The following is a 22404-nucleotide window of genomic DNA, read 5'->3' on the forward strand; positions in this document are numbered from 1 at the left end:
TCGTTCCAGGAGTTCCGATGGCTCTGTCGTTCACTGAAAAGAAAAGGCTGCGCAAGAACTTCGGCCGCATTCCGACCATCATCGACATTCCCAACCTGATTGCGATTCAGACACTGTCCTTTCAGCGCTTCTTGCAAGAAGAGGTTGAGCCGGACATGCGCCGGGATATGGGGCTGCATGGTGTCTTTCTGTCGGTCTTCCCCATTCAGGACTATTCCGGGACCATCAGTCTCGAATATGTCCGCTACCAATTGGGTGAGCCGAAGTATGAGGTCGATGAGTGCCTGCAACGGGGTATGACCTTCTCCGCTCCCTTGAAGGTCGCCTTCCGGTTGGTGATCTGGGAGGAAAACGAGGACGCCGGTACCCGCTCGGTCCGTGAGATCAAGGAGCAGGAGGTCTATCTGGGCGAAATGCCTTTGATGACCGCTACCGGAACCTTCATCGTCAATGGCACGGAGCGGGTGATTGTCTCCCAGATGCATCGTTCCCCCGGTGTCTTCTTCGACCATGACAAGGGTAAATCCCACTCCAGCGGCAAACTGCTCTTTTCCGCCCGCGTCATTCCGTATCGTGGCTCGTGGCTCGATTTTGAATTCGACCCCAAAGATATCGTCTACGCCCGCATCGATCGCCGCAGAAAATTGCCGGTGACCACTTTGTTGCGGGCCATGGGCATGTCGGGTGAGGAGATTCTCAATCGCTTCTACGACTCCGAGCAGTTCCGCAAGCAAGGCGTGGTCTGGGAAAAGAAACTGGACCTGGACCGTCTGATGGGCAGCCGTTTCAATTACGCCATCGTCGATCCTGAAACCGGGGAGGAGTTGGTCAGCGCCAAGCGCAAGATCACCGCCCGGGCCGTCAAAAAGATTCAGCAGTTGGGCCTGGAGTGGCTGCCGGTTCCCGCCGAGGATCTGGTGGGGCGGTTTGTCTCCCACGATATGCACAATACCAACGGTGATCTGCTCGCCGAGGCGGGCACCGAGGTGACCGAGGATCTGCTGGTCATCATTGATGAGGCGGGGATCAAGCAGATCGATGTGCTGTTCATCGATTATGCCACCGTCGGACCTTACCTGCGCAATACCATGAGTCTGGACAAGAACCAGACCACGGACGACTCCCTCATCGACATCTACCGCATGATGCGTCCCGGGGAACCCCCCACCATCGACGCGGCTACCAACCTGTTCAACAATCTGTTCTTCAATGCGGAACGCTACGATCTCTCGGCGGTCGGTCGCATGAAGATGAACAAGCGGCTGGATCTGGATTGTGATCTGGATGTGCGGGTGTTGCGCAAAGAGGATATCATCGGCGTGTTGTCGATTCTCCTCAAGCTCAAGGATGGTCACGGCAAGGTGGACGATATCGACCATCTGGGCAATCGTCGTGTCCGCTCGGTGGGTGAATTGCTGGAAAACCAGGTGCGCATCGGTCTGGTCCGCATGGAGCGGGCCATTCGCGAACGGATGTCTTCCGCCGACTCCGACTCCCTGATGCCCCATGACATTCTCAACTCCAAGCCGTTTTCCGCAGTGATCCGGGAATTTTTCGGGTCGAGCCAGCTCTCCCAGTTCATGGATCAGACCAATCCTCTCTCGGAGATTACCCACAAGCGCCGTCTGTCGGCGTTGGGTCCGGGGGGCATGACCCGGGAACGGGCCGGGTTTGAAGTCCGGGACGTGCATCCGACCCACTATGGACGCATCTGTCCCATCGAAACACCGGAAGGTCCGAACATCGGTCTGATCAACAGCCTCTCCACCTATGCCCGCATCAACGAGTTCGGCTTCATCGAAAGCCCCTATCGTCGCGTGGAGAATGGTCAGGTCACGGACGAGGTGGATTATCTCTCCGCCATCGAAGAAGAGAACTTCGTCATCGCCCAGGCCAATGCGGCGTTGGATCGGCAGGGCCGGTTCACCGGTGAAATGATCCAGTGTCGTCACAAGCTGGAGTTCACGGTTTCCGAGACCAGCCGCATCGAATATATGGACGTTTCGCCGAAACAAATCGTTTCGGTGGCGGCGGCCTTGATTCCGTTTTTGGAAAACGACGACGCCAACCGGGCGTTGATGGGTTCCAACATGCAGCGTCAGGCGGTGCCCCTGATCAAGACCGATGCCCCGCTGGTGGGTACGGGCATGGAAGGGGTGGTGGCTCGGGATTCGGGTGTGGCCATTGTCGCCAAGCGTTCCGGTATCGTGGATGAAGTCGAGGCGGGTCGCATCATCATCAAGGCCGATGACGAGCCGGGCGCCACGGAACCCGGTGTGGACATCTATAACCTGATGAAGTTTTCCCGTTCCAACCAGAATACCTGCATCAATCAGATTCCTTTGGTGCGGGCTGGCGAGCGGGTGACCAAGGGCGACATCATCGGTGACGGTCCCAGCACCCAATGGGGTGAGTTGGCTTTGGGTCGCAATGTGCTGGTGGCCTTCATGCCCTGGAACGGTTACAATTTCGAGGACTCGATCCTGATCTCCGAGCGCTTGGTGCGCGACGATGTCTTTACGTCGATCCACATCGAAGAGTTCGAGGTGATGGCCCGTGACACCAAGCTGGGTGCCGAGGAGATCACCCGGGACATGCCCAACGTGGGTGAAGATGCCCTGCGCAACCTGGACGAATCCGGCATCATCTATGTGGGCGCTGAAGTCAAGGCGGGTGACATCCTGGTGGGTAAAGTCACCCCCAAGGGTGAAACCCAACTGACGCCGGAAGAAAAACTGCTGCGCGCCATCTTTGGCGAAAAGGCCTCGGATGTGCGGGATACCTCTCTGCGGCTTCCTCCGGGGGTCGCGGGTACGGTGGTGGATGTGCGGGTCTTTTCCCGGCGTGGCCTGGAGAAGGATGATCGCGCCAAGCTGATCGATCAAGAAGAGATTGTCCGGCTGCGCAAGGATATGGCGGCGGAACGACGCATCATCGAACTGGATGCGGATGCCCGTATTCGCGCCTTGATTGTGGGCAGGACCGCTCGCGGTGGTGCCGGATTGCCCCCGGGCACGGTGATCACGGAAGAGTTTTTGACCCAGATCGGTTCACGTCGTTGGGATTCCATCATTTTGGACGATGATGCCATCACCCAGCAGATCGAGGGCATCCGGGAACAGATCGAAAAGGCCGCCAACCGTCTGAAGAAGCGCTTCGACTCCAAGGTGGAAAAACTGGAGCGGGGTGATGATCTGCCGCCGGGTGGCTTGAAGATGGTCAAGGTTTACATCGCGGTCAAGCGCAAGCTGCAACCCGGTGACAAGATGGCGGGCCGTCACGGAAACAAGGGTGTGATCTCCAAGATCAATCCGGTGGAGGATATGCCCCACCTGGAAAATGGTACGGTGGTGGACATCGTGCTCAATCCCTTGGGTGTGCCCTCGCGTATGAACGTGGGACAGATTCTTGAAACCCATCTCGGGTGGGCGGCCAAAGGTCTGGGAGTGCGCATCGGCGAGGCCCTGGATGCCTATCGCGCCCAGGAGCAGAAGGATATCGAGCAGTTGCGGGAAGTGTTGGCTTTGATTTTCACCAATCCCCGTCAATCCAGGGCCGTGAAGGCGTTGACCGACGAGGAGGTGTTGATCCTGAGTTCAAATCTGCGCGACGGTGTGCCCATCGCCACCCCGGTCTTCGATGGCGCCACGGAAAAGGATATCGTCGAGCTGTTGGAAAAAGCCAATCTGCCCAAGTCCGGACAGATTCGCCTGATCGATGGTCGTACCGGTGAGCCGTTCGACCGTCATGTCACGGTGGGCTATATTTATATCCTGAAACTGCATCATCTGGTGGACGACAAGATTCACGCCCGTTCCATCGGACCGTATTCACTGGTCACCCAACAACCCCTCGGGGGCAAGGCTCAATTCGGTGGTCAGCGGTTCGGAGAGATGGAGGTCTGGGCCCTGGAGGCCTATGGCGCCTCTTATACCCTGCAAGAGATGCTCACGGTCAAGTCCGATGACGTGGCCGGGCGCACCAAGATCTATGAATCCATTGTCAAGGGTGACGACTCGTTCGATGCCGGCATTCCGGAGTCGTTCAACGTGTTGATCAAGGAGCTGCAATCCCTGGCTTTGGACGTGGAGCTGAAAACAGCCGACTAGTGCGGGTGTGCTGAGGGTATTTCCAGGATTCATCCGCCCCAAAGATGGGGCGCAAGGCTATCGAGTGGAGCCTAAGGACGTGAAACCCAATCTCTTCAAATTGTTTTCCCGGCCAACCCTGGGACAGAATTTCAACGGCATCCGCATCTCTTTGGCTTCGCCGGAGAAGATTCGTTCCTGGTCGTTTGGTGAAGTCAAGAAGCCTGAAACCATCAACTATCGTACCTTCAAACCGGAACGGGATGGCCTGTTTTGCGCCAAGATTTTCGGCCCGGTCAAGGATTACGAGTGTCTGTGCGGCAAATACAAGCGCCTCAAGCATCGGGGTGTGGTGTGCGAAAAGTGTGGCGTCGAGGTGATCCAGTCCAAGGTGCGTCGCGAACGCATGGGTCACATTGAACTGGCCGCCCCGGTGGCCCACATCTGGTTTCTGAAATCCCTGCCGAGCCGGATCGGTTTGCTGCTGGATATGACCCTCAAAGATCTGGAGCGGGTGCTGTATTTCGAGAACTTTGTGGTGCTCGATGGGGGCATGACTCCGCTTTCCAAAGGTGAGTTGCTCACCGAAGAGCGTTATCACCAATTGCTGGACGAGTACGGCGAGGATTTTACCGCCGGCATCGGCGCCGAAGCGATCCGGGACATGCTGGCTGGCATGAACATCGTTCAGGAGATCGACACCCTGCGGGAAGAGATGGCCGCAACCAACTCCGATGCCCGCCGCAAGCGGATCATCAAGCGCCTCCATACGCTGGAGTCCTTCCAGGAGTCGGGCAACCGTCCGGAGTGGATGATTCTGGAAGTCTTGCCGGTCATCCCGCCGGAACTGCGTCCCCTGGTTCCCCTGGATGGCGGACGTTTCGCCACCTCGGACCTGAATGATCTTTACCGCCGGGTGATCAACCGCAACAACCGTCTGAAAAGACTGTTTGAACTGCGCGCCCCGGACATCATCATTCGCAACGAAAAGCGCATGCTGCAAGAGTCGGTCGATGCCCTGTTCGACAACGGTCGTCGCGGTCGGGTGATCACGGGTACCAACAAGCGTCCCCTCAAATCCTTGTCCGAAATGCTCAAGGGTAAACAGGGTCGCTTCCGCTTGAATCTGCTCGGTAAGCGTGTGGACTATTCGGGACGTTCCGTGATCGTGGTGGGTCCGGACATGAAGCTTCATGAGTGCGGGCTGCCCAAGAAAATGGCTCTCGAACTCTTCAAGCCCTTTATCTACAATCGACTGGAAGAAAAGGGACTCTCCACCACCATCAAGGCGGCCAAGCGCATGGTGGAAAAGGAAAAACCAGAAGTCTGGGATATCCTCGAAGAGGTGATCCGGGAACATCCGGTGATGCTCAACCGGGCACCGACCTTGCACCGTCTCGGCATTCAGGCCTTTGAACCGAAATTGATCGAGGGCAAGGCGATCCAGTTGCATCCTCTGGTCTGCACCGCCTTCAACGCCGACTTCGACGGCGACCAGATGGCCGTGCATGTCCCGTTGTCCGTGGAGGCCCAGATCGAGGCCCGCGTGTTGATGATGTCCACCAACAACATCCTCTCACCGGCCAACGGCAAACCCATCATCGTTCCTACCCAGGATATCATTCTGGGGCTGTATTACATGACCTCCGAACGGTTGGGCGTGTCGGGAGAGGATATGATCTTCTCCTCCCCTTCCGAAGTGCGTCAGGCGTATGATTCGGGTGTGGCTGGCTTGCACGCACGCATCTTCTGCCGCATCAACGGCATGCGCATTCAAACCACGGTGGGCCGGGTTCTCCTGACCGAAATTCTGCCGGAAGTGGTCTCCTTTGAACGCATCAACCGTTTGCTGACGAAAAAGGAAGTGGCCAATCTGATCGACATGGTCTATCGCACCTGCGGTGCCAAGGAGACCGTGGTTTTTTCGGATCGTCTGATGTCCATGGGCTTTTCTTTTGCGGCCCGGGCGGGTATCTCCTTTGGCAAGGATGATCTGGTGATTCCGCAAGCCAAGAAGCGTTTGGTCCGTGAGTCCCAGGGCAAGGTGCAAGAGATCGAACGCCAGTATTCGGATGGTTTGATTACCGAAGGCGAAAAATACAACAAGGTGGTGGACATCTGGTCCCAATGCACCGAGCGCGTGGCCGAGGCCATGATGAAGGCCATCTCTTCGGAAGAAGGGGTGGATTGCAAAGGCCAAAGACAAGAGCAGCTCTCCTTCAACTCCATCTTCATGATGGCCAACTCCGGCGCCCGTGGCTCTGCGGCCCAGATGAGACAGTTGGCGGGCATGCGCGGTCTGATGGCCAAACCATCGGGCGAAATCATCGAAGCGCCCATTACCGCCAATTTCCGTGAGGGTTTGACGGTTCTGCAATACTTCATCTCCACCCATGGTGCCCGCAAAGGTTTGGCGGATACGGCCTTGAAGACGGCCAACTCAGGCTATCTGACCCGTCGTTTGGTGGATGTGGCCCAGGACTGTATTGTGCGGGAGTTCGATTGCAAGGCCGAAATCGGTTTGACCGCAGCGGCATTGCTCGAAGGCAATGATGTGGTAGAGTCGTTGGGGGATCGTATTCTCGGACGTACCCCGGTCTATGATGTTTATGACCCGGTGACCGATGCAAGATTGGTCAAGGCCGGTCAGATCATGAGCGAAGCCGATGTGGAACGGATTGAGAACTCGAATGTGGAGTCTGTTCTGATTCGTTCACCGCTGACCTGTACCACGGAGCGTGGGGTCTGTGTGCTGTGTTACGGTCGTGACTTGGCCCGGGGTGTTCCGGTGACCGAAGGTGAAGCCGTTGGTGTGATCGCGGCCCAAAGTATCGGTGAACCAGGTACTCAGTTGACCATGCGTACCTTCCACATCGGTGGTACCGCTTCCCGTGCCGTGGAACGCTCCTCCATCGAAACCGTCAATGGGGGAATCCTGCGCTATCACAATCTGACCACGGTGACGGATCGGAATGGTCAATTTGTGGTGTTGTCGCGCAACAGTGAAGTGACGGTTCACGACGCCAGACCACAAGAGGATGGTGTCAAGCTGGAGCGGGGATTTGTGGGACGTGAGCGGGAACGCTATCGTGTTCCTTATGGTGCCCGTCTGACGATCGCCAATGGCGGATTTGTCGAAAAAGGGGGTGTTTTGGCCGAGTGGGATCCCTTCGCCACCCCCATCATCACCGAATTCAACGGCGAGATCCGTTATGGGGATTTGCAGGAAGGAACCACCCTGCGTGAAGTGACCGATGAAACCACGGGCTTGACTTTTCGGGAGGTGACGGACTGGAAAGGGCAGGGACGCCGCGTGGATATGCGGCCGCGTTTGACCTTGAAGGATCCATCCACGGGTGAGACTCTCATCTCCCAGACCGGAGCGGCGGTGAGCTACTATCTGCCGGCCGGTTCGGTGATCGTGGCCCAGGAGGGAGATCAGGTACAAGCCGGTGATATTATCGCCAAGATTCCCCGTCAGAGTTCCAAGACCCGCGACATTACCGGTGGTTTGCCTCGGGTGGTGGAACTGTTCGAGGCACGGCGTCCCAAGGAGTTTGCCATCATTGCCGAGAACGAAGGCGTGGTATCGTTTGGGAAGGATCTTAAAGGCAAGCGTCGTGTGGTCGTGACCCCTGATGATGGGGGAGAACCCCGAGAATATTTGCTGCTCAAGGGCAAACAGTTGGCCGTCAACGAGGGTGACTGGATCCGCAGAGGAGAACCCTTGATTGAAGGATCTCTGGTGCCGCAAGATATCCTCAAGGTGCTGGGCCTGGAAGCGTTGTGCCGTTTCATGGTGAACGAAATTCAGGAAGTGTACCGTTTGCAGGGCGTGCGCATCAATGATAAGCACATCGAGGTGATTGTGCGTCAGATGTTGCAGAAGGTGACCATTGTGGATCCCGGTGATACCACGTTTGTGGCCGGGGAACAGGTCGAGCGTACCGAGCTGACCCGCATGAACGAAAAGGCATTGGCTCGTGGCGGTCGGGAAGCGACTTGCACACCCTTGCTGCTCGGTATCACCAAGGCGTCCCTTTCCACGCCGTCGTTTATCTCCGCGGCCTCCTTCCAGGAGACCACCCGTGTTTTGACAGAGGCCACCATTTCTGGCAAAGCGGATACCTTGACGGGGCTGAAGGAAAATGTCATAGTGGGTCGATTGATTCCGGCAGGGACTGGCCACGCGAAAGATGTTTTCAATAACAAGGTGCGCATGGTTGTCTCCTGATGCAGGGATTGGCAGCAACAGGATGTTGAAGAAAATGCAGTGTGATTCAATTTTTTTCAACAAACTGGTTGACAATGTTGGTGAGTATGGTAGTATGAAGGGCTTTCGCGAAATGGCGAAATGATAACAAGTCAAAAGGATTATGCGCCTGGCAGTGGAGTTGGAAGCAGGCGAAAGCGGGTCACCGGTCAGGTCGAAGTTTTTGAAGAGTAACACAAAATAAGGCTTTACCGGGAGGCTGAACATTGATACACTACTCGGATGAATGGTTTGGGGTGAGATCGTAATGCCAACCGTGAATCAACTTGTGCGTTTTGGACGTAAGACGATAAAAAAGAAAACCAACGTCCCGGCCATGCAGTCCTGCCCCCAGAAACGTGGGGTCTGCACACGTGTTTACACGACGACACCGAAAAAGCCCAACTCCGCGTTGCGTAAAGTGGCTCGCGTGCGTCTGACCAATGGCCATGAAGTAACCGTGTACATTCCCGGTGAAAGTCATAATCTGCAAGAGCACTCGGTTGTTCTGGTGCGCGGTGGTCGTGTGAAAGACTTGCCGGGTGTTCGGTATCACATCATTCGTGGTACTCTGGATACGCAGGGAGTCAAGAATCGCAAGCAAGGACGTTCCTTGTATGGCGCGAAGCGGCCCAAGTAATACAGTTTGTCAAACGAAGACACGTCCGATACTTCATCACTCCTTTTGGGTTTGGCAGAGTGATGGGTTTCAGGAAACCATCTCACATGTTGGTAGGAGCAGTATGAATGTCCAGACGGCGTGACGTTCAACAACGGGACACGATTGGTGATCCTGTTCATGGTGATCAGTTGGTCGCCAAATTTATGAACTGTCTCATGCGGGACGGCAAAAAATCTCTGTCTGAGCGTTTGTTTTATGGAGCTCTGGAGATTGTCGGAGATCGCACCAAAGATGATCCCATGAAGATCTTTCGGGATGCGATTGACAATACCCGTCCGACTGTTGAGGTTCGTTCTCGTCGAGTCGGTGGCGCGACCTATCAGGTTCCGGTGGAAGTGCGTCCAAGCAGACGGCAAACGTTGGCGATCCGCTGGATTGTCAAGTATGCCCGTGATCGCGGTGAGAAAACGATGCGTGAACGTCTGGCCGCTGAGTTGATGGATGCAGCCAACGGACGCGGCTCAACGGTCAAGAAAAAGGACGATACGCACCGCATGGCCGAGGCGAACAAGGTTTTCGCCCACTATCGGTGGTAACGCCAACAGCAATGAAGAGCGTATGGCTCCTCAACGCTTCTGTACAGGGGATGTGACGTGTCAAGGGAAATACCACTGTCTCGCGTGCGCAATATCGGCATCATGGCGCACATTGATGCCGGTAAAACCACCGTGACCGAGCGGATTTTGTATTACACGGGGCGTTCACACAAGCTCGGTGAAGTGCATGACGGTACCGCTACGATGGACTGGATGGAGCAGGAACAAGAGCGCGGCATCACGATTACATCGGCTGCGACTACCTGTTTCTGGAGCGATCATCGTATCAACATTATCGATACGCCTGGTCACGTGGATTTCACCATTGAGGTGGAACGTTCCTTACGTGTTCTGGATGGTGCGGTCGCTGTGTTCTGTTCGGTGGGTGGTGTTCAGCCCCAGTCGGAAACCGTCTGGCGTCAGGCGGACCGTTATGGTGTGCCCCGGGTTGCCTTTGTAAACAAAATGGATCGCATGGGAGCCGATTTCTTCCGTGTGGTAGCCATGATCAAAGATCGTCTCAAAGCGAAAGCCGTACCGATTCAGATCCCGATTGGTCATGAAGACAATTTTCGTGGCATGGTTGATCTGATTACGCGGAAAGCTTTGATTTTTGATGATGAGTCCCTTGGCGCCCGCTATGAAGTCCGGGATGTGCCTGCGGACATGGTCAATGAAGTGAACGAGTATCGGGAAAAGCTGGTCGAAACGGCTCTGGAAGAAAATGACGAGCTGATGGAACGCTATCTGGAAGGCGATGCCATCACAGAGATTGAGTTGCGGGATTGCATTCGTAAAGGCGTGATCCGGGGATCGTTCATCCCTGTCATGTGTGGATCGGCCTTCAAGAATAAGGGTGTGCAGGCTTTGTTGGATGCGGTGGTGGCCTTTTTCCCCTCACCGGATGATGTTGCTTCCGTTCAGGGAATCAAATCCTTGGATGATGCGACCCCGGATACCCGTGAGGCCAAAGACACCGCACCGTTTTCAGCCTTGGCTTTCAAGATCATGTCTGACCCGTTTGTGGGCAGCTTGACCTTTTTCAGAGTCTATTCCGGTGTTTTGACCGCTGGATCTTATATTCTGAATCCGGGCAAGGACAAGAAAGAGCGCATTGGGCGCATCATGTTGATGCATGCCAACAAGCGTGAGGATGTGAAAGAGGTCCGTACCGGAGATATTGCCGCAGCTGTGGGGCTGAAAATGACCACCACAGGGGATACACTGTGTGATCCGGCCAAACCGATTATCCTGGAAAAGATGACCTTCCCGGAGCCGGTGATTTCGATTGCCATTGAGCCGAAAACCAAAGCTGACCAGGAAAAAATGGGAATCGCTTTGGGGCGTCTCGCCCAAGAGGATCCGTCGTTCCGCGTTTCGATCGATCATGAAACGAACCAGACGATCATCTCCGGTATGGGTGAGTTGCATCTGGAGATTCTGGTCGATCGAATGATGCGTGAATTCAAGGTTGAAGCCAATGTGGGTAAACCCCAGGTTGCCTACAGAGAAACGATTACCAAAACCGTCGAGTCGGAAGGTAAGTTTGTACGTCAGTCCGGTGGCCGGGGACAATTTGGTCATGTGTGGCTGCGTATTGAACCAAGAGAACATGGTGCCGGTTTCAACTTTTTGGATGAGATCAAGGGTGGTATTGTTCCACGGGAATACATTTCGGCCGTGGCTAAAGGTGCAGAAGAGGCTCTAAATACCGGTGTGATGGCCGGATATCCGATGGTGGATATCCAGGTGGCTTTGTATGATGGGTCATATCATGATGTTGACTCTTCAGAAATGGCATTCAAAATCGCGGCGTCCATGGCCATCAAAGCAGGATGTGTCAAGGCGGCTCCGGTGATTCTGGAACCTATTATGGAAGTGGAAGTGGAAGTCTCTGAATCCTTTATGGGTGATGTCATCGGGGACTTGAACTCAAGACGCGGAACGATCTATGGCATGGATTCCGTAGCGGGCAATCAACTGGTCAAAGCCATGACCCCGCTTGCGAACATGTTTGGTTACGCCACGGACCTGCGGTCGATGACTCAGGGACGGGCGACTTTCACGATGCAGTTTCATCATTACGAACCGGTGCCGAAAAGCGTCGCCGATGAAATCGTGGCGAAAGTCAAGGGCTAAGGGGAGAGAGATATGGCCAAGGCAAAATTTCAAAGAAATAAACCACACGTCAATATTGGCACCATCGGTCACGTGGATCATGGGAAAACCACCCTGACGGCTGCGATTACCAAGCATCTGGCCTCCAAGGGACTGGCTGAGTTCAAGGCGTATGATCAGATCGATGCCGCTCCCGAAGAGAGAGCGCGTGGTATCACGATCTCGACGGCTCACGTAGAATATGAGACAGATCAGCGCCATTATGCGCATGTTGACTGTCCTGGCCATGCTGACTATATCAAAAACATGATCACGGGTGCGGCGCAGATGGATGGCGCCATCCTGGTGGTGTCTGCGGCCGATGGTCCCATGCCGCAAACGCGTGAGCATATTTTGTTGGCCCGCCAGGTTGGTGTGCCTTCTTTGGTCGTCTTTATGAACAAAGCCGACCAAGTGGATGATCCGGAACTGCTGGAGCTGGTTGAGCTGGAAGTCAGAGAACTGCTCTCCTCCTACGATTTCCCGGGCGATGAGATTCCGATTGTGGTTGGATCGGCCCTCAAAGCCATGGAAGGAGACACGGGTCCGATGGGATCCGGCTCCATTCAGAAGTTGATGGAAGCTGTGGATGCCTACATTCCGCAACCTGAGCGTCCCTTAGACGGTGCTTTTCTTATGCCGATTGAGGATGTTTTCACCATCTCTGGTCGCGGTACGGTGGTGACAGGACGTGTGGAACGTGGTATTGTCAGAGTTGGTGAGAACGTCTCGATTGTGGGTATCAAAGCCACAACCAACTCCGTGTGTACCGGTGTTGAGATGTTCCGCAAATTGTTGGATCAAGGTCAGGCGGGTGACAATATTGGTGTCCTGCTCCGTGGTGTGAAGCGTGAGGATGTGCAGCGTGGTCAGGTTTTGGCCAAGCCAAATTCCATCACTCCCCACACCAAGTTTAAAGCCGAGTGTTACATTCTTTCCAAGGAGGAAGGTGGGCGTCACACCCCGTTCTTCTCCAACTATCGGCCGCAGTTTTATTTCCGCACCACGGATGTGACCGGTGTTTTGAAATTGCCGGAAGGCGTGGAAATGGTGATGCCGGGTGACAATATCTCCATGGAAGTGGAGTTGATCGCACCGATCGCTATGGAAAAAGGTTTGCGTTTCGCCATCCGTGAGGGTGGACGGACCGTGGGTGCCGGCGTCGTATCGGAAATCACGAAGTGACGATGGCCTGTATGGGGCGGCGTCTGGAAGGCGTTGGGTGAATTGGTAATGGATAATCAAAAAATACGAATCCGGTTGAAGGCGTTTGACCATCGGATACTGGATCAATCGACGGGTGAAATTGTCCAGACCGCACGGCGGACTGGTGCTGAAATCCGTGGCCCGATCCCGTTGCCGACAAGAATCAGCCGCTACACGGTTTTGCGTTCACCGCACGTGGACAAAAAATCTCGTGAACAGTTTGAGATCCGTACCCACAAACGGGTCATCGATATCATTAATCCGACGCCTCAGACCGTTGATGCTTTAATGAAACTGGATCTGGCAGCTGGCGTTAACGTCGAGATCAAACTCTAGGCGGTTTTTGCCAGGGAAAGGATGGACCAAGATGCGCGCGGGATTGATCGGACGCAAACTCGGAATGAGCAGGATCTTCACAACAGACGGCAAAAGCGTTGCCGTGACACTGTTGAAAGTGGGTCCATGCCCAATTATTGGTATCAAGACCAGTGAAGTGGATGGCTACAATGCCGTGCAAGTCGGCTATGAAGATGCCAAGCCATCTCGTGTCAAGAAACCAGTGCGGGGACTTTACGCCAAAGCCAATGTGCCTCCTCAACGGATCCTCAAGGAATTCCGTGTGGACGATACATCGGAATATCAGGCGGGTGAGAGTCTGAAGCTGGAACGCATTGAAGCAGGCGCACGTGTTGACGTGACCGCGAAGAGTGTGGGTAAGGGATTTGCTGGTGGCATGAAACGTTGGGGCTTTCGTGGTGGTCGTGCATCACACGGTGCTCACCTGACCCATCGTTCTCCCGGATCCATTGGTCAGTGTCAAACACCTGGTCGTGTTTTCAAGAACAAGAAAATGGCTGGTCACATGGGTGATGTCAATGTGACCGTTATGGGATTGACGGTTGCATCTGTGGATTTGGAACGGAACCTTTTGGTTCTGAAGGGGAGTGTTCCAGGTTCCAAGGGATCGGTTGTATACATCCGGGATGCCGTCAAATCGGCCGTGAAATGACCCGTTCGAGATCTGATGAGATGATTGAGTATCCTGTAATCGACGCGGCCAACCAAACGTCGCACACTGTCAATCTCAGCGCCCATGCTTTTGGTGCAGAGGTCAGAGGTGATTTGCTGACACGTGTTGTCCATTATCAATTGGCCAAACGCCGTCTCGGTACCGCTTCGACCAAACGTCGTGGCGAGGTGAGTGGGGGTGGTCACAAGCCCTATCGTCAAAAGGGTACGGGTAATGCTCGTCAGGGCACGATCCGGGCACCGCAATATCGGACGGGCGGCGTTGTGTTTGGGCCTCATCCCAGAGACTTTTCGGTCAAAATGACCAAAAAAGAGCGTGCTCTCGGATTAAGGATTGCCCTCTCAGCCAAGCGTGAAGCCGAAGAGTTGATTGTCCTTAAGGATTTTGGACTGACACAGATCAAGACCAAAAATCTTTTGGAAATTTTGACTCGCCTGAATGCCGCCAAATCTGTGCTGATTGTGCTGCCGGAGGCGGACGCTCAAGTTGAACTGTCCGCACGCAATCTTCCAGGTGTGGATGTGATTCGGGTTGAGGGCGTCAATGTTTACGATTTGTTGGTGCATGAAAAAGTTTTGATGACTGAGGCCGCTTTGATAAAGCTCGAATCCAGAGTGGCTCAGGGACAAGGATCCAAAACAGAAGTGAGCGAGCAAACAGAAGGAAGCCAAGTATGAGCGGTCCATATACCCTGTATCAGGTTCTGGATGCACCGCGTGTCACTGAGAAATCCACCATGTGCCAGGAAAAGGCCAATCAAATGGTCTTCAAAGTGGCAAACTGGGCCAACAAGCCTCAGATCAAGGCCGCGGTGGAAAAGCTTTTTAATGTTCAGGTCAAGGCCGTACAAACCCTGAAGGTGACGGGCAAAATCAAGCGGGTTGGCCGCACTCAGGGACAAAGAAGTCAATGGAAAAAGGCAATCGTTCGACTTGAGCAAGGGCAAACCATCGACTTTTTCGCCAAGTCCTGACAGGAAGTGAGAACTCCACGCACGGAGCGCAACAATGGCACTGAAATATTTCAATCCTACATCCAATGGTAAACGGACCCAGATCAGTGTTGATCGTGGCGCCCTGTATCGGGGTGAACCGGAATCCAGTCTGACGCAAGGGTTGAATTCCTCGGGTGGGCGTAACAGTTATGGCCGGATGACAGTTCGTCATCAAGGTGGTGGCCACAAACAACGTTACCGTATCGTGGATTTCAAGCGGGACAAACATGATATTCCGGCGAAGGTGGAGAGGATTGAATACGATCCGAACCGCACAGCCTTTATCGCTCTGCTGCACTATGCAGACGGTGAAAAACGGTATATTCTGGCACCACAAAGATTGGCAGCCGGAGACCAGGTTCTGTCTGGAAGCACCGTGGAAGTGAAGCCTGGCAATGCTATGCCACTTCGGGTGATTCCCCTGGGTTCAGTTGTCCACAATGTGGAATTGAAACCTGCCAAGGGTGGTCAGCTTGCCCGTTCCGCAGGGAATTATGTGCAACTGATGGGTAAAGAAGGCAAGTATGCCCAGTTGAAACTGCCGTCTGGTGAAATGCGTCTGGTATTGCTGGATTGTATGGCGACGATTGGACAGGTTTCCAATCCGGATCATGGCAATATCAAATTGGGTAAAGCAGGCCGGTCGCGCTGGATGGGTAAACGTCCCTCGGTTCGTGGTGTCGCCATGAACCCGGTTGATCATCCGCACGGTGGTGGTGAAGGACGCACATCCGGTGGACGTCATCCGGTCACGCCATGGGGTGTACCGACCAAGGGTAAAAAGACCCGTGATCGCGTCAAATCCACCAATCGACTGATCATGCGGCGGCGTGTGACGGGTGACCGTAAATAACGGCACGCTAGGAACCAGGTAACGCAACTATGGAAGCAACCGGGCAAAACGCCGTAATGATGCCAGAACGGGTGCAAGAGGATAAGCATGGCAAGATCGATTAAAAAAGGTCCATTCTTCGATGGTTATCTTCTTCAAAAAGTGGAGAAGCTGCGGGAAATTGGACGTAAGGAACTGATCAAGACTTGGTCAAGAAGATCGACGATCATTCCGGAATTCGTGGGCTACACCTTTGGCGTTCATAACGGACGCAAATTTATTCCGGTCCTGGTGACCGAAAATATGGTGGGCCACAAACTTGGTGAATTTTCTGCAACCCGCACCTTCCATGGTCATGGCGGGGACAAGAAATCCAACCGGAAATAGCGAGAGGACGGGACGATGGAAGCCGTAGCAAGATTGAAGAATCTCCCGGTCTCGCCAACCAAGGTCAGACTGGTCGTTGATCAGATTCGTGGACATCGAGTGGATAATGCCTTGCGGACCTTGGAATTTTCCAAAAAACGCGTGGCCAATTCCGTAAGAGAAACGTTGAAGTCAGCGATTGCCAATGCTGAGAACAATTATGGGTTGGATGTGGATACCCTGATTGTCTATCAAGCGAGCGTTGATCAAGGGTTGGTGATGAAACGCTTTCGGCCAAGAGCAAGGGGGCGAGCAGGTCGGCTCATTAAGAGGACGAGCCATCTCACTATTACCGTGCGTTCTGCCGAATAGTCAGGTGATGGTGAATCGGGTCGAAGGATCCTCATCAAGTTAAAGCTGGAGAGCGACTCAATGGGTCAAAAGGTACATCCAACAGGTTTTCGTCTTGGTATAACCAAGACGTGGGATACGCGCTGGTATGCCGACAAGGCATTTGCATCCTTGTTGCTCGAAGATATCAAGTTGCGTGAGTGGATCAAGAAGCGCTTGGAACATGCGAGTGTATCGAAGATCATCATTGAGCGTCCTGCAAAAAAGGCACGCATCAATATTCATACGGCCCGGCCAGGCATCATCATTGGCAAAAAGGGTGCGGATATTGAGAAGCTGAAAAACGATATTGCCAAAGTTGCCAATACAGAAGTGGCTTTGAATATCGTTGAAGTGCGCAAACCAGAAGCCGAGGCCCAGTTGATCGCTGAAAATGTGGCCCAGCAACTGGTAAGACGTGTCGCCTTTCGTAGAGCCATGAAACGTGCCGTGACCTCAGCCATGCGGTTGGGTGCTTTGGGGATTCGCATCAACTGTGCGGGTCGTCTTGGCGGAGGTGAAATTGCACGCACAGAATGGTATCGTGAAGGACGTGTGCCGTTGCATACGTTACGCGCTGATATCGAATACGGGTTCGCGGATGCGAACACCACCTATGGCGTGATAGGCGTCAAGGTTTGGGTGTTCAAGGGCGAGATCATCGACAGGGAAATCAGGAGGCCGTAAGGATCCTTCGTCATGCTTTTGCAACCCAAAAAGACCAAGTTCCGCAAGGCCCATAAAGGGCGCATTCATGGCATCGCGGGAAGCTGCTCCGAATTGAACTTCGGCCAATATGGCCTGAAGGCCATGGAAGCCGGACGTATCACTGCCCGGCAAATTGAAGCAGCAAGACGCGCCATGACCCGCCACATCAAGCGTGGTGGACGCATTTGGATTCGTCTTTTTCCTGACGTCCCGGTTTCCAAGAAACCTGCGGAAGTGCGTCAAGGAAAAGGAAAGGGGAATCCAGAATTCTGGATGGGCCGGGTCAAGCCGGGCCGTATCCTTTATGAAATGGAAGGGGTCTCGGAAGAGATCGCCAGGGAGGCCATGGCCTTGGCCGGTGCCAAGTTGCCTATTCCAACCAAATTTGTGCATAATTGGAGGAAAGCGTAATGAAGGCTGCTGAAATACGAGCGCTTTCCGAAGAGCAGGTCGGCGAAAAGCTGAAGGCGCTCTATCAGGAAGCATTCAATTTGCGCTTTCAACTGGCGACGGCGCAACTGGAAAATACAGCGAGAATCCGCAAGGTCCGTAAGGAAATTGCCAGATTTCATACGATCGCTGGTGAGCGGACGATGATACAAAACGCTGTGGACAAGGAGAACTAGTCATGGCGCAACGCATTATGCAGGGCGTCGTGGTGAGCGACAAAATGGATAAGACCGTTGTGGTCAAAGTAGAGCGAAATGTTCGTCATGAACTCTATGGAAAGATCATCAAACGGTCGAAAAAATACAAGGCGCATGATCCGGAAAATCGTCTCAAGGTCGGTGATGTGACGAAGATTCGTGAATGTCCGCCGGTTAGCAAAGACAAGTGCTGGGTTGTGCTTTCGGAGGAATCCTCATGATTCAAGTACAAACGACTCTTGAGGTGGCAGACAATTCCGGTGCCAAGAAGGTGCAATGTATCAAGGTGCTGGGCGGATCAAAACGGCGCTACGCGAAAGTTGGAGATGTGATTGCAGTCGCGATCAAATCTGCAATTCCCCGCGGAAAAGTTAAAAAGGGTGATGTGGCTCGCGCTGTTGTTGTGCGTACTAAAAAGCAGGTGACGCGCGACGATGGCAGCTATATCCGTTTTGACCGCAATGCCGCTGTTTTGATTACCAAAACCGGTGATCCTGTGGGTACCCGTATCTTTGGACCGGTGACCCGCGAATTGCGTGTTAGAAACTACATGAAAATCATTTCATTGGCACCAGAAGTTCTCTGAGTATCGGTGAATTGGTAATGACGACGACGGGTGATGGTTCCATGAATACCGCTTTCAAAACTTCCCTGAAAAAGGGTGACCAGGTTGTGGTGATCGCCGGGAAGGACAAGGGCAAACGCGGTCGTATTTTACAAATCGTGACCGACAAGCAAAGCGCCCTGGTGGAACGAGTCAATATGATCAAACGCCACACCAAAGCGACCAAAGAGAAAGAATCCTCAATCGTCGAAAAGGAAGCGCCAGTCCATATCTCGAACCTGATGTATCTGGATGTTGCAACAGGGAAGGGAAGTCGGATCGGCAAGAAAATTTTGGCGGATGGACGCAAAGTACGCGTAGCCCTCAAATCGGGCGAGACCATTGACCGCTAGGCTGCGGTTCAGGTAAGATACCATCTCAAAGCTTTGTGTTTGTTAGGCCCCACAGGGAATGAACAATGGCCAGACTGAAAGAACTGTATGACAAGGAGATCGGTCCCGCCTTGATGAAGGAATTTGCATACCAAAATGTGATGCAAATCCCTCGGATCGAAAAGGTCGTCATCAATATGGGTGTTGGCAAAGCGGTTGCTGACAAGAATCTCCTCAACGGTGCTGTGTCTGATATGACCGCCATATCTGGACAAAAGCCATTGGTCACCAAGGCCAAAAAGTCCGTTGCCGGGTTCAAACTGCGCAAAGGTCAGGCCATTGGCTGTTGTGTGACTTTGCGTCGCACCCGTATGTATGAATTTCTGGACAGACTTATCAATGTGGCACTGCCTCGTACCCGTGACTTCCAAGGCGTTAAGGGAAATTCCTTTGACGGACGTGGTAATTACTGCATGGGATTGAAAGAGCAGATCATCTTTCCGGAAATTGATTACGATAAAGTGGATGCGGTTCGTGGCATGGATATTGTCATTGTGACCTCGGCACCCACAGACAAGGAAGCCAAAGCCCTTTTGCGGGCATTCCGGATGCCTTTCAAGAACTGATCGTCGAGGATGATGCGAAGAGATGGCCAAGAAATCACTGATTGCCAAGTGTAAGCGTAAACCGAAATTCAGCGTTCGGACGTACCATCGTTGCGCTCGTTGTTCTCGACCCAGAGGATATATCAGGAAGTTTACTTTGTGTCGAATTTGTGTCAGACAGCTTGCTCTGCGGGGTGAGATTCCCGGCATTGTGAAAGCATCGTGGTAGAAAACAGCATTTTTGGACTGGAGCTTTGAATCCATGGGAATGACCGACCCAATCAGTGATATGTTGAGCCGGATCCGTAACGCTCAAATGGTGCGTAAGGATCAAGTTGACATACCCGTTTCCAAGCTCAAGACGCGTATCGCCGAAATCCTTAAAGACGAAGGGTTCATCGACAGGATTGAGCTTCTTCCCTCAGGAAATTTTAATGTCTTGCGTCTTGATCTTAAATATCGGAATGGACGTCCGGTGATCGAAGAGATTCGTCGTCGTTCACGGCCAGGACGCCGTGAGTATGTTGCCCGTGATGAGATTCCGAGCGTTTATCAGGGGTTGGGTATTGCCATTCTCTCTACCAGCAAGGGTGTGGTCTCAAACCGTCAAGCCCGCAAACTGGGTGTAGGCGGCGAACTCTTGTGTACGGTTTTCTAACGTTCGAGGAATTTTCTCGTGTCCAGAATTGGAAAATTACCGATCTCTGTCCCTAAAGGGGTGGAGGTGATCATCGAGAATCAGACCATCCAGGTCACGGGCAAGCTCGGAACCTTGACTCGCAAGTTTCCGGCGCAAATGCAGGTGACTCACGATGGGGATCAGTTGATTGTTACACCCTTAACCGATTCCAAGGATAGCGGGGCGTTGTGGGGTCTCACCCGTGCCTTGTTGAACAATATGGTTAAAGGGGTGTCGGATGGCTTCTCCAAGACCCTGGAGATCATTGGGGTCGGCTATCGTGCAGCTGTCGAAGGTCGTATCTTGCGTTTGAACCTTGGGTTTTCGCATCCTGTGGATTTTAAGCTCCCAGATGGCGTGGATGCCTCTGTGGATAAAAACACAATGCTGATGCTCAAGAGTATCGATGCGGAACGTCTGGGGCAAACCTGCGCTGAGATCAGGGCTTACCGTTTGCCCGAGCCGTACAAGGGCAAAGGGATCAGCTATGTAGGCGAAAAAATACTCCGCAAGGTCGGCAAGAAGAAATAGGCCCTGCGTTTCACGCATACGTGGCCAATAATGCATGGGGATGGTTTGATGTCACAGGATCGGCACGAGGCCAGAAAAACACGGAGCGCCCGAATCCGGTATAAAATCCGGCAGGTCGCAGATAAACGTTTGCGGCTTTCTGTGTTTCGCAGTGCGAAACACATTTATGCGCAAATTATTGATGATACCCAAGGTGTGACCCTGGTATCAGCTTCGACCTTGGAAAAAGAGGTTCGTGAGCAAGTCAAGAATGGTGGCAATAAAGATGCCGCTGCCGAAGTTGGCAAACGATTGGCTGAAAAGGCCAAAGCAGCCAATCTGAGCAGTGTCGTTTTTGATCGCAGCGGTTATTTGTATCATGGCCGTGTCAAAACATTGGCCGATGCCGCGCGTGAAGGCGGGTTGGAATTCTGATCCAGCCCGTTTAGGGCTTTGACTCATGGGCAGGAGTGGAGATGGCTAAGCGACGCAGCACCAACACCAATAATAACAATAACAACACCCCTGAAGAAAAAGTGGGGAGTTGGCAGTCCGATGACTTTATCGAGAAGTTGGTGACCATCAAACGTACTGCAAAAGTCGTTAAGGGTGGCAGCCGCTTTAATTTCTCTGCCATTGTCGTGGTTGGCGATGGGAAAGGTCGTGTCGGATATGGCTTGGGCAAAGCCAAGGAAGTTCCCGAAAGCATTCGCAAGGCGACTGAAAAGGCCCGCAAAAATATGATGGATATTGCCATTAAAGATGGCAGAACCATTTTCCATCAAATGATTGGCCATTATGGCGCCGGTGGTGTGATTCTCCGGCCTGCGGTGGAAGGTACAGGCATCATTGCTGGTGGTTCCATGCGTCCCATTTTTGAAGCGTTGGGGATTCGTGATATCCTTGCCAAATCCACGGGAACCTCCAATCCCCACAATTTGATCAAGGCCACTTTTGATGCTTTGAAATCCATTCGGTCACCACGGGAAGTGGCACTGAAACGTGATCTGCCCCTGGCCCGTTTTGGCGTGGCGTGAGGATGATACCATGGCAAAAATGCTGAAAGTTCAACAAATCCGTTCCCTGATCGGGCGTCCCATGGAACAACGTTTGATTGTTCGTGGCCTTGGTTTGAAAAGAATCCGTCATATCCGTGAACTGCAAGACAATGAGTGTGTTCGCGGAATGATTACCAAAGTTCCTCATCTGGTCCGTGTCGTTGAATAATTGGTCCATCCGACCTGACAAGACAGGAATTCTTGTTTCGCCCTATCTCATTTGTCCAGTAAGGTTTTAGATACCATGAAACTCAATGAACTGCCAAAGAATCCTGCCGGTGCCCGTGGTGGCAAACGCGTAGGACGCGGAATCGGTTCCGGTCACGGCAAAACTAGCTGCCGTGGTCAGAAGGGACAAAGTGCCCGCTCAGGTGGTTATCACAAAGTCGGGTTTGAAGGTGGACAAATGCCTTTGCAACGGCGTTTGCCCAAACGTGGCTTCAAGAATCCGTTCCGTAAAGAGTATTCTTTGGTCAACGTTCAAGATCTTGAAATTTTTGATGCCGGAAGCCAAGTCGGCTTGGCGGAACTTAAGGCCACTGGCTTGATTGGACGTGAGCGTGACGGAGTGAAGCTGCTGGCTCAAGGTGAAGTGACCCGTGCCATCACCATTCATGTGGATCGTGCTTCTGCGGCTGCCATTGAGAAAGTCCGTGCTGCCGGTGGTGATGTGATCGTAAAAATGGTTGAGAGCGATGTTTCGGCTCAATCCGAGGGTGAATAAAGGC

At 53.3% G+C, this 22404-nt stretch carries 27 protein-coding genes; all 27 read left to right on the forward strand.

Translation table 11 applies throughout. From position 1 onward, the window contains the following. Positions 1–17 precede the first annotated feature (17 nt). The 27 genes from rpoB to rplO all read left to right on the forward strand — a co-directional run bounded on the left by rpoB (position 18) and on the right by rplO (position 22400). The gene (gene rpoB / locus HQL98_04830; GenBank protein ID MBF0271389.1) at positions 18–4109 is read left to right on the forward strand and encodes a DNA-directed RNA polymerase subunit beta; all 4092 of its coding nucleotides are present in this window, start codon (positions 18–20) and stop codon (positions 4107–4109) included. Positions 4110–4209: 100 nt separating this feature from the next. After that, on the forward strand, positions 4210–8322 hold the full coding sequence (gene rpoC / locus HQL98_04835) for a DNA-directed RNA polymerase subunit beta' (GenBank protein MBF0271390.1): 4113 nt from the start codon (positions 4210–4212) through the stop codon (positions 8320–8322). 286 nt (positions 8323–8608) lie between these two features. Further along, positions 8609–8980 (forward strand): 30S ribosomal protein S12, encoded by a 372-nt coding sequence (locus tag HQL98_04840; GenBank protein ID MBF0271391.1) that lies wholly within the window; start codon positions 8609–8611, stop codon positions 8978–8980. Between the two features lie 107 nt (positions 8981–9087). Then, positions 9088–9558, forward strand: a complete 471-nt coding sequence (rpsG, locus tag HQL98_04845; GenBank protein ID MBF0271392.1) for a 30S ribosomal protein S7 — start codon at positions 9088–9090, stop codon at positions 9556–9558. Positions 9559–9615: 57 nt separating this feature from the next. Continuing rightward, positions 9616–11697, forward strand: a complete 2082-nt coding sequence (gene fusA, locus HQL98_04850; protein ID MBF0271393.1) for an elongation factor G — start codon at positions 9616–9618, stop codon at positions 11695–11697. A gap of 12 nt (positions 11698–11709) precedes the next feature. Further along, positions 11710–12900: an elongation factor Tu gene (tuf, locus tag HQL98_04855; protein MBF0271394.1), complete on the forward strand. Its 1191-nt coding sequence runs from the start codon at positions 11710–11712 to the stop codon at positions 12898–12900. Between the two features lie 48 nt (positions 12901–12948). Then, positions 12949–13257 carry a 30S ribosomal protein S10 gene (gene rpsJ / locus HQL98_04860; GenBank protein ID MBF0271395.1) on the forward strand — a complete coding sequence of 103 codons (309 nt, stop codon included), beginning with the start codon at positions 12949–12951 and terminating at the stop codon, positions 13255–13257. 31 nt (positions 13258–13288) lie between these two features. Further along, on the forward strand, positions 13289–13930 hold the full coding sequence (gene rplC, locus HQL98_04865; GenBank protein MBF0271396.1) for a 50S ribosomal protein L3: 642 nt from the start codon (positions 13289–13291) through the stop codon (positions 13928–13930). A 20-nt stretch (positions 13931–13950) separates the two neighbouring features. Next, positions 13951–14628 carry a 50S ribosomal protein L4 gene (gene rplD, locus HQL98_04870; GenBank protein MBF0271397.1) on the forward strand — a complete coding sequence of 226 codons (678 nt, stop codon included), beginning with the start codon at positions 13951–13953 and terminating at the stop codon, positions 14626–14628. Further along, on the forward strand, positions 14625–14924 hold the full coding sequence (rplW, locus tag HQL98_04875) for a 50S ribosomal protein L23 (GenBank protein ID MBF0271398.1): 300 nt from the start codon (positions 14625–14627) through the stop codon (positions 14922–14924). The genes rplD and rplW overlap by 4 nt, the downstream gene beginning before the upstream one ends. A gap of 34 nt (positions 14925–14958) precedes the next feature. Further along, positions 14959–15798 carry a 50S ribosomal protein L2 gene (rplB, locus tag HQL98_04880; protein ID MBF0271399.1) on the forward strand — a complete coding sequence of 280 codons (840 nt, stop codon included), beginning with the start codon at positions 14959–14961 and terminating at the stop codon, positions 15796–15798. A gap of 87 nt (positions 15799–15885) precedes the next feature. Then, positions 15886–16164, forward strand: a complete 279-nt coding sequence (gene rpsS / locus HQL98_04885) for a 30S ribosomal protein S19 (protein ID MBF0271400.1) — start codon at positions 15886–15888, stop codon at positions 16162–16164. A gap of 15 nt (positions 16165–16179) precedes the next feature. Further along, the gene (gene rplV / locus HQL98_04890) at positions 16180–16515 is read left to right on the forward strand and encodes a 50S ribosomal protein L22 (protein ID MBF0271401.1); all 336 of its coding nucleotides are present in this window, start codon (positions 16180–16182) and stop codon (positions 16513–16515) included. Between the two features lie 60 nt (positions 16516–16575). Further along, positions 16576–17220, forward strand: a complete 645-nt coding sequence (gene rpsC, locus HQL98_04895) for a 30S ribosomal protein S3 (protein MBF0271402.1) — start codon at positions 16576–16578, stop codon at positions 17218–17220. 12 nt (positions 17221–17232) lie between these two features. Beyond that, entirely contained in the window at positions 17233–17652 is a 420-nt protein-coding gene (gene rplP, locus HQL98_04900; protein MBF0271403.1) for a 50S ribosomal protein L16, read from the forward strand. Then, positions 17652–17867, forward strand: coding sequence for a 50S ribosomal protein L29 (gene rpmC, locus HQL98_04905; GenBank protein MBF0271404.1), 216 nt, complete (start codon positions 17652–17654; stop codon positions 17865–17867). Before rplP ends, rpmC begins: the two co-directional genes overlap by 1 nt. A 2-nt stretch (positions 17868–17869) precedes the next feature. Then, positions 17870–18109 carry a 30S ribosomal protein S17 gene (rpsQ, locus tag HQL98_04910; protein MBF0271405.1) on the forward strand — a complete coding sequence of 80 codons (240 nt, stop codon included), beginning with the start codon at positions 17870–17872 and terminating at the stop codon, positions 18107–18109. After that, a complete protein-coding gene (gene rplN / locus HQL98_04915; GenBank protein ID MBF0271406.1) occupies positions 18106–18474 on the forward strand; it encodes a 50S ribosomal protein L14 in 369 nt (122 codons plus the stop codon). Before rpsQ ends, rplN begins: the two co-directional genes overlap by 4 nt. Positions 18475–18515: 41 nt before the next feature. Further along, positions 18516–18845, forward strand: a complete 330-nt coding sequence (gene rplX / locus HQL98_04920; GenBank protein ID MBF0271407.1) for a 50S ribosomal protein L24 — start codon at positions 18516–18518, stop codon at positions 18843–18845. Between the two features lie 65 nt (positions 18846–18910). After that, positions 18911–19450, forward strand: a complete 540-nt coding sequence (rplE, locus tag HQL98_04925; protein MBF0271408.1) for a 50S ribosomal protein L5 — start codon at positions 18911–18913, stop codon at positions 19448–19450. 22 nt (positions 19451–19472) lie between these two features. Next, the gene (locus HQL98_04930; GenBank protein ID MBF0271409.1) at positions 19473–19658 is read left to right on the forward strand and encodes a type Z 30S ribosomal protein S14; all 186 of its coding nucleotides are present in this window, start codon (positions 19473–19475) and stop codon (positions 19656–19658) included. 33 nt (positions 19659–19691) lie between these two features. Beyond that, positions 19692–20087 (forward strand): 30S ribosomal protein S8, encoded by a 396-nt coding sequence (gene rpsH / locus HQL98_04935; protein MBF0271410.1) that lies wholly within the window; start codon positions 19692–19694, stop codon positions 20085–20087. 18 nt (positions 20088–20105) lie between these two features. Next, on the forward strand, positions 20106–20639 hold the full coding sequence (rplF, locus tag HQL98_04940) for a 50S ribosomal protein L6 (protein ID MBF0271411.1): 534 nt from the start codon (positions 20106–20108) through the stop codon (positions 20637–20639). 48 nt (positions 20640–20687) lie between these two features. Continuing rightward, positions 20688–21053, forward strand: a complete 366-nt coding sequence (gene rplR / locus HQL98_04945) for a 50S ribosomal protein L18 (protein ID MBF0271412.1) — start codon at positions 20688–20690, stop codon at positions 21051–21053. Between the two features lie 41 nt (positions 21054–21094). Beyond that, positions 21095–21655, forward strand: coding sequence for a 30S ribosomal protein S5 (gene rpsE / locus HQL98_04950; protein ID MBF0271413.1), 561 nt, complete (start codon positions 21095–21097; stop codon positions 21653–21655). Positions 21656–21665: 10 nt separating this feature from the next. Next, complete coding sequence (rpmD, locus tag HQL98_04955) at positions 21666–21845, forward strand: 50S ribosomal protein L30 (GenBank protein MBF0271414.1); 180 nt, start codon at positions 21666–21668, stop codon at positions 21843–21845. 75 nt (positions 21846–21920) lie between these two features. Continuing rightward, the gene (gene rplO, locus HQL98_04960) at positions 21921–22400 is read left to right on the forward strand and encodes a 50S ribosomal protein L15 (GenBank protein MBF0271415.1); all 480 of its coding nucleotides are present in this window, start codon (positions 21921–21923) and stop codon (positions 22398–22400) included. Positions 22401–22404: the final 4 nt, after the last annotated feature.

The sequence above is a fragment of the Magnetococcales bacterium genome, from assembly GCA_015231755.1.
GTDB lineage: Bacteria > Pseudomonadota > Magnetococcia > Magnetococcales > Magnetaquicoccaceae > Magnetaquiglobus.

What these genes read in the sequence shown, in the direction of transcription:
- rplD (MBF0271397.1), top strand. Translation starts at nt 13,951, where the DNA reads ATGATTGAGTATCCTGTAATCGACGCGGCCAACCAAACGTCGCACACT.
- rplC (MBF0271396.1), top strand. Translation starts at nt 13,289, where the DNA reads ATGCGCGCGGGATTGATCGGACGCAAACTCGGAATGAGCAGGATCTTC.
- rplP (MBF0271403.1), top strand. Translation starts at nt 17,233, where the DNA reads ATGCTTTTGCAACCCAAAAAGACCAAGTTCCGCAAGGCCCATAAAGGG.
- rpoB (MBF0271389.1), top strand. Translation starts at nt 18, where the DNA reads ATGGCTCTGTCGTTCACTGAAAAGAAAAGGCTGCGCAAGAACTTCGGC.
- rplO (MBF0271415.1), top strand. Translation starts at nt 21,921, where the DNA reads ATGAAACTCAATGAACTGCCAAAGAATCCTGCCGGTGCCCGTGGTGGC.
- HQL98_04840 (MBF0271391.1), top strand. Translation starts at nt 8,609, where the DNA reads ATGCCAACCGTGAATCAACTTGTGCGTTTTGGACGTAAGACGATAAAA.
- rplN (MBF0271406.1), top strand. Translation starts at nt 18,106, where the DNA reads ATGATTCAAGTACAAACGACTCTTGAGGTGGCAGACAATTCCGGTGCC.
- rpsJ (MBF0271395.1), top strand. Translation starts at nt 12,949, where the DNA reads ATGGATAATCAAAAAATACGAATCCGGTTGAAGGCGTTTGACCATCGG.
- rpsH (MBF0271410.1), top strand. Translation starts at nt 19,692, where the DNA reads ATGGGAATGACCGACCCAATCAGTGATATGTTGAGCCGGATCCGTAAC.
- rplE (MBF0271408.1), top strand. Translation starts at nt 18,911, where the DNA reads ATGGCCAGACTGAAAGAACTGTATGACAAGGAGATCGGTCCCGCCTTG.
- rpsS (MBF0271400.1), top strand. Translation starts at nt 15,886, where the DNA reads ATGGCAAGATCGATTAAAAAAGGTCCATTCTTCGATGGTTATCTTCTT.
- rplR (MBF0271412.1), top strand. Translation starts at nt 20,688, where the DNA reads ATGTCACAGGATCGGCACGAGGCCAGAAAAACACGGAGCGCCCGAATC.
- rplW (MBF0271398.1), top strand. Translation starts at nt 14,625, where the DNA reads ATGAGCGGTCCATATACCCTGTATCAGGTTCTGGATGCACCGCGTGTC.
- rpsE (MBF0271413.1), top strand. Translation starts at nt 21,095, where the DNA reads ATGGCTAAGCGACGCAGCACCAACACCAATAATAACAATAACAACACC.
- rplB (MBF0271399.1), top strand. Translation starts at nt 14,959, where the DNA reads ATGGCACTGAAATATTTCAATCCTACATCCAATGGTAAACGGACCCAG.
- rplV (MBF0271401.1), top strand. Translation starts at nt 16,180, where the DNA reads ATGGAAGCCGTAGCAAGATTGAAGAATCTCCCGGTCTCGCCAACCAAG.
- rpmC (MBF0271404.1), top strand. Translation starts at nt 17,652, where the DNA reads ATGAAGGCTGCTGAAATACGAGCGCTTTCCGAAGAGCAGGTCGGCGAA.
- rpmD (MBF0271414.1), top strand. Translation starts at nt 21,666, where the DNA reads ATGGCAAAAATGCTGAAAGTTCAACAAATCCGTTCCCTGATCGGGCGT.
- HQL98_04930 (MBF0271409.1), top strand. Translation starts at nt 19,473, where the DNA reads ATGGCCAAGAAATCACTGATTGCCAAGTGTAAGCGTAAACCGAAATTC.
- rpsQ (MBF0271405.1), top strand. Translation starts at nt 17,870, where the DNA reads ATGGCGCAACGCATTATGCAGGGCGTCGTGGTGAGCGACAAAATGGAT.
- tuf (MBF0271394.1), top strand. Translation starts at nt 11,710, where the DNA reads ATGGCCAAGGCAAAATTTCAAAGAAATAAACCACACGTCAATATTGGC.
- rpsC (MBF0271402.1), top strand. Translation starts at nt 16,576, where the DNA reads ATGGGTCAAAAGGTACATCCAACAGGTTTTCGTCTTGGTATAACCAAG.
- rplX (MBF0271407.1), top strand. Translation starts at nt 18,516, where the DNA reads ATGAATACCGCTTTCAAAACTTCCCTGAAAAAGGGTGACCAGGTTGTG.
- rpsG (MBF0271392.1), top strand. Translation starts at nt 9,088, where the DNA reads ATGTCCAGACGGCGTGACGTTCAACAACGGGACACGATTGGTGATCCT.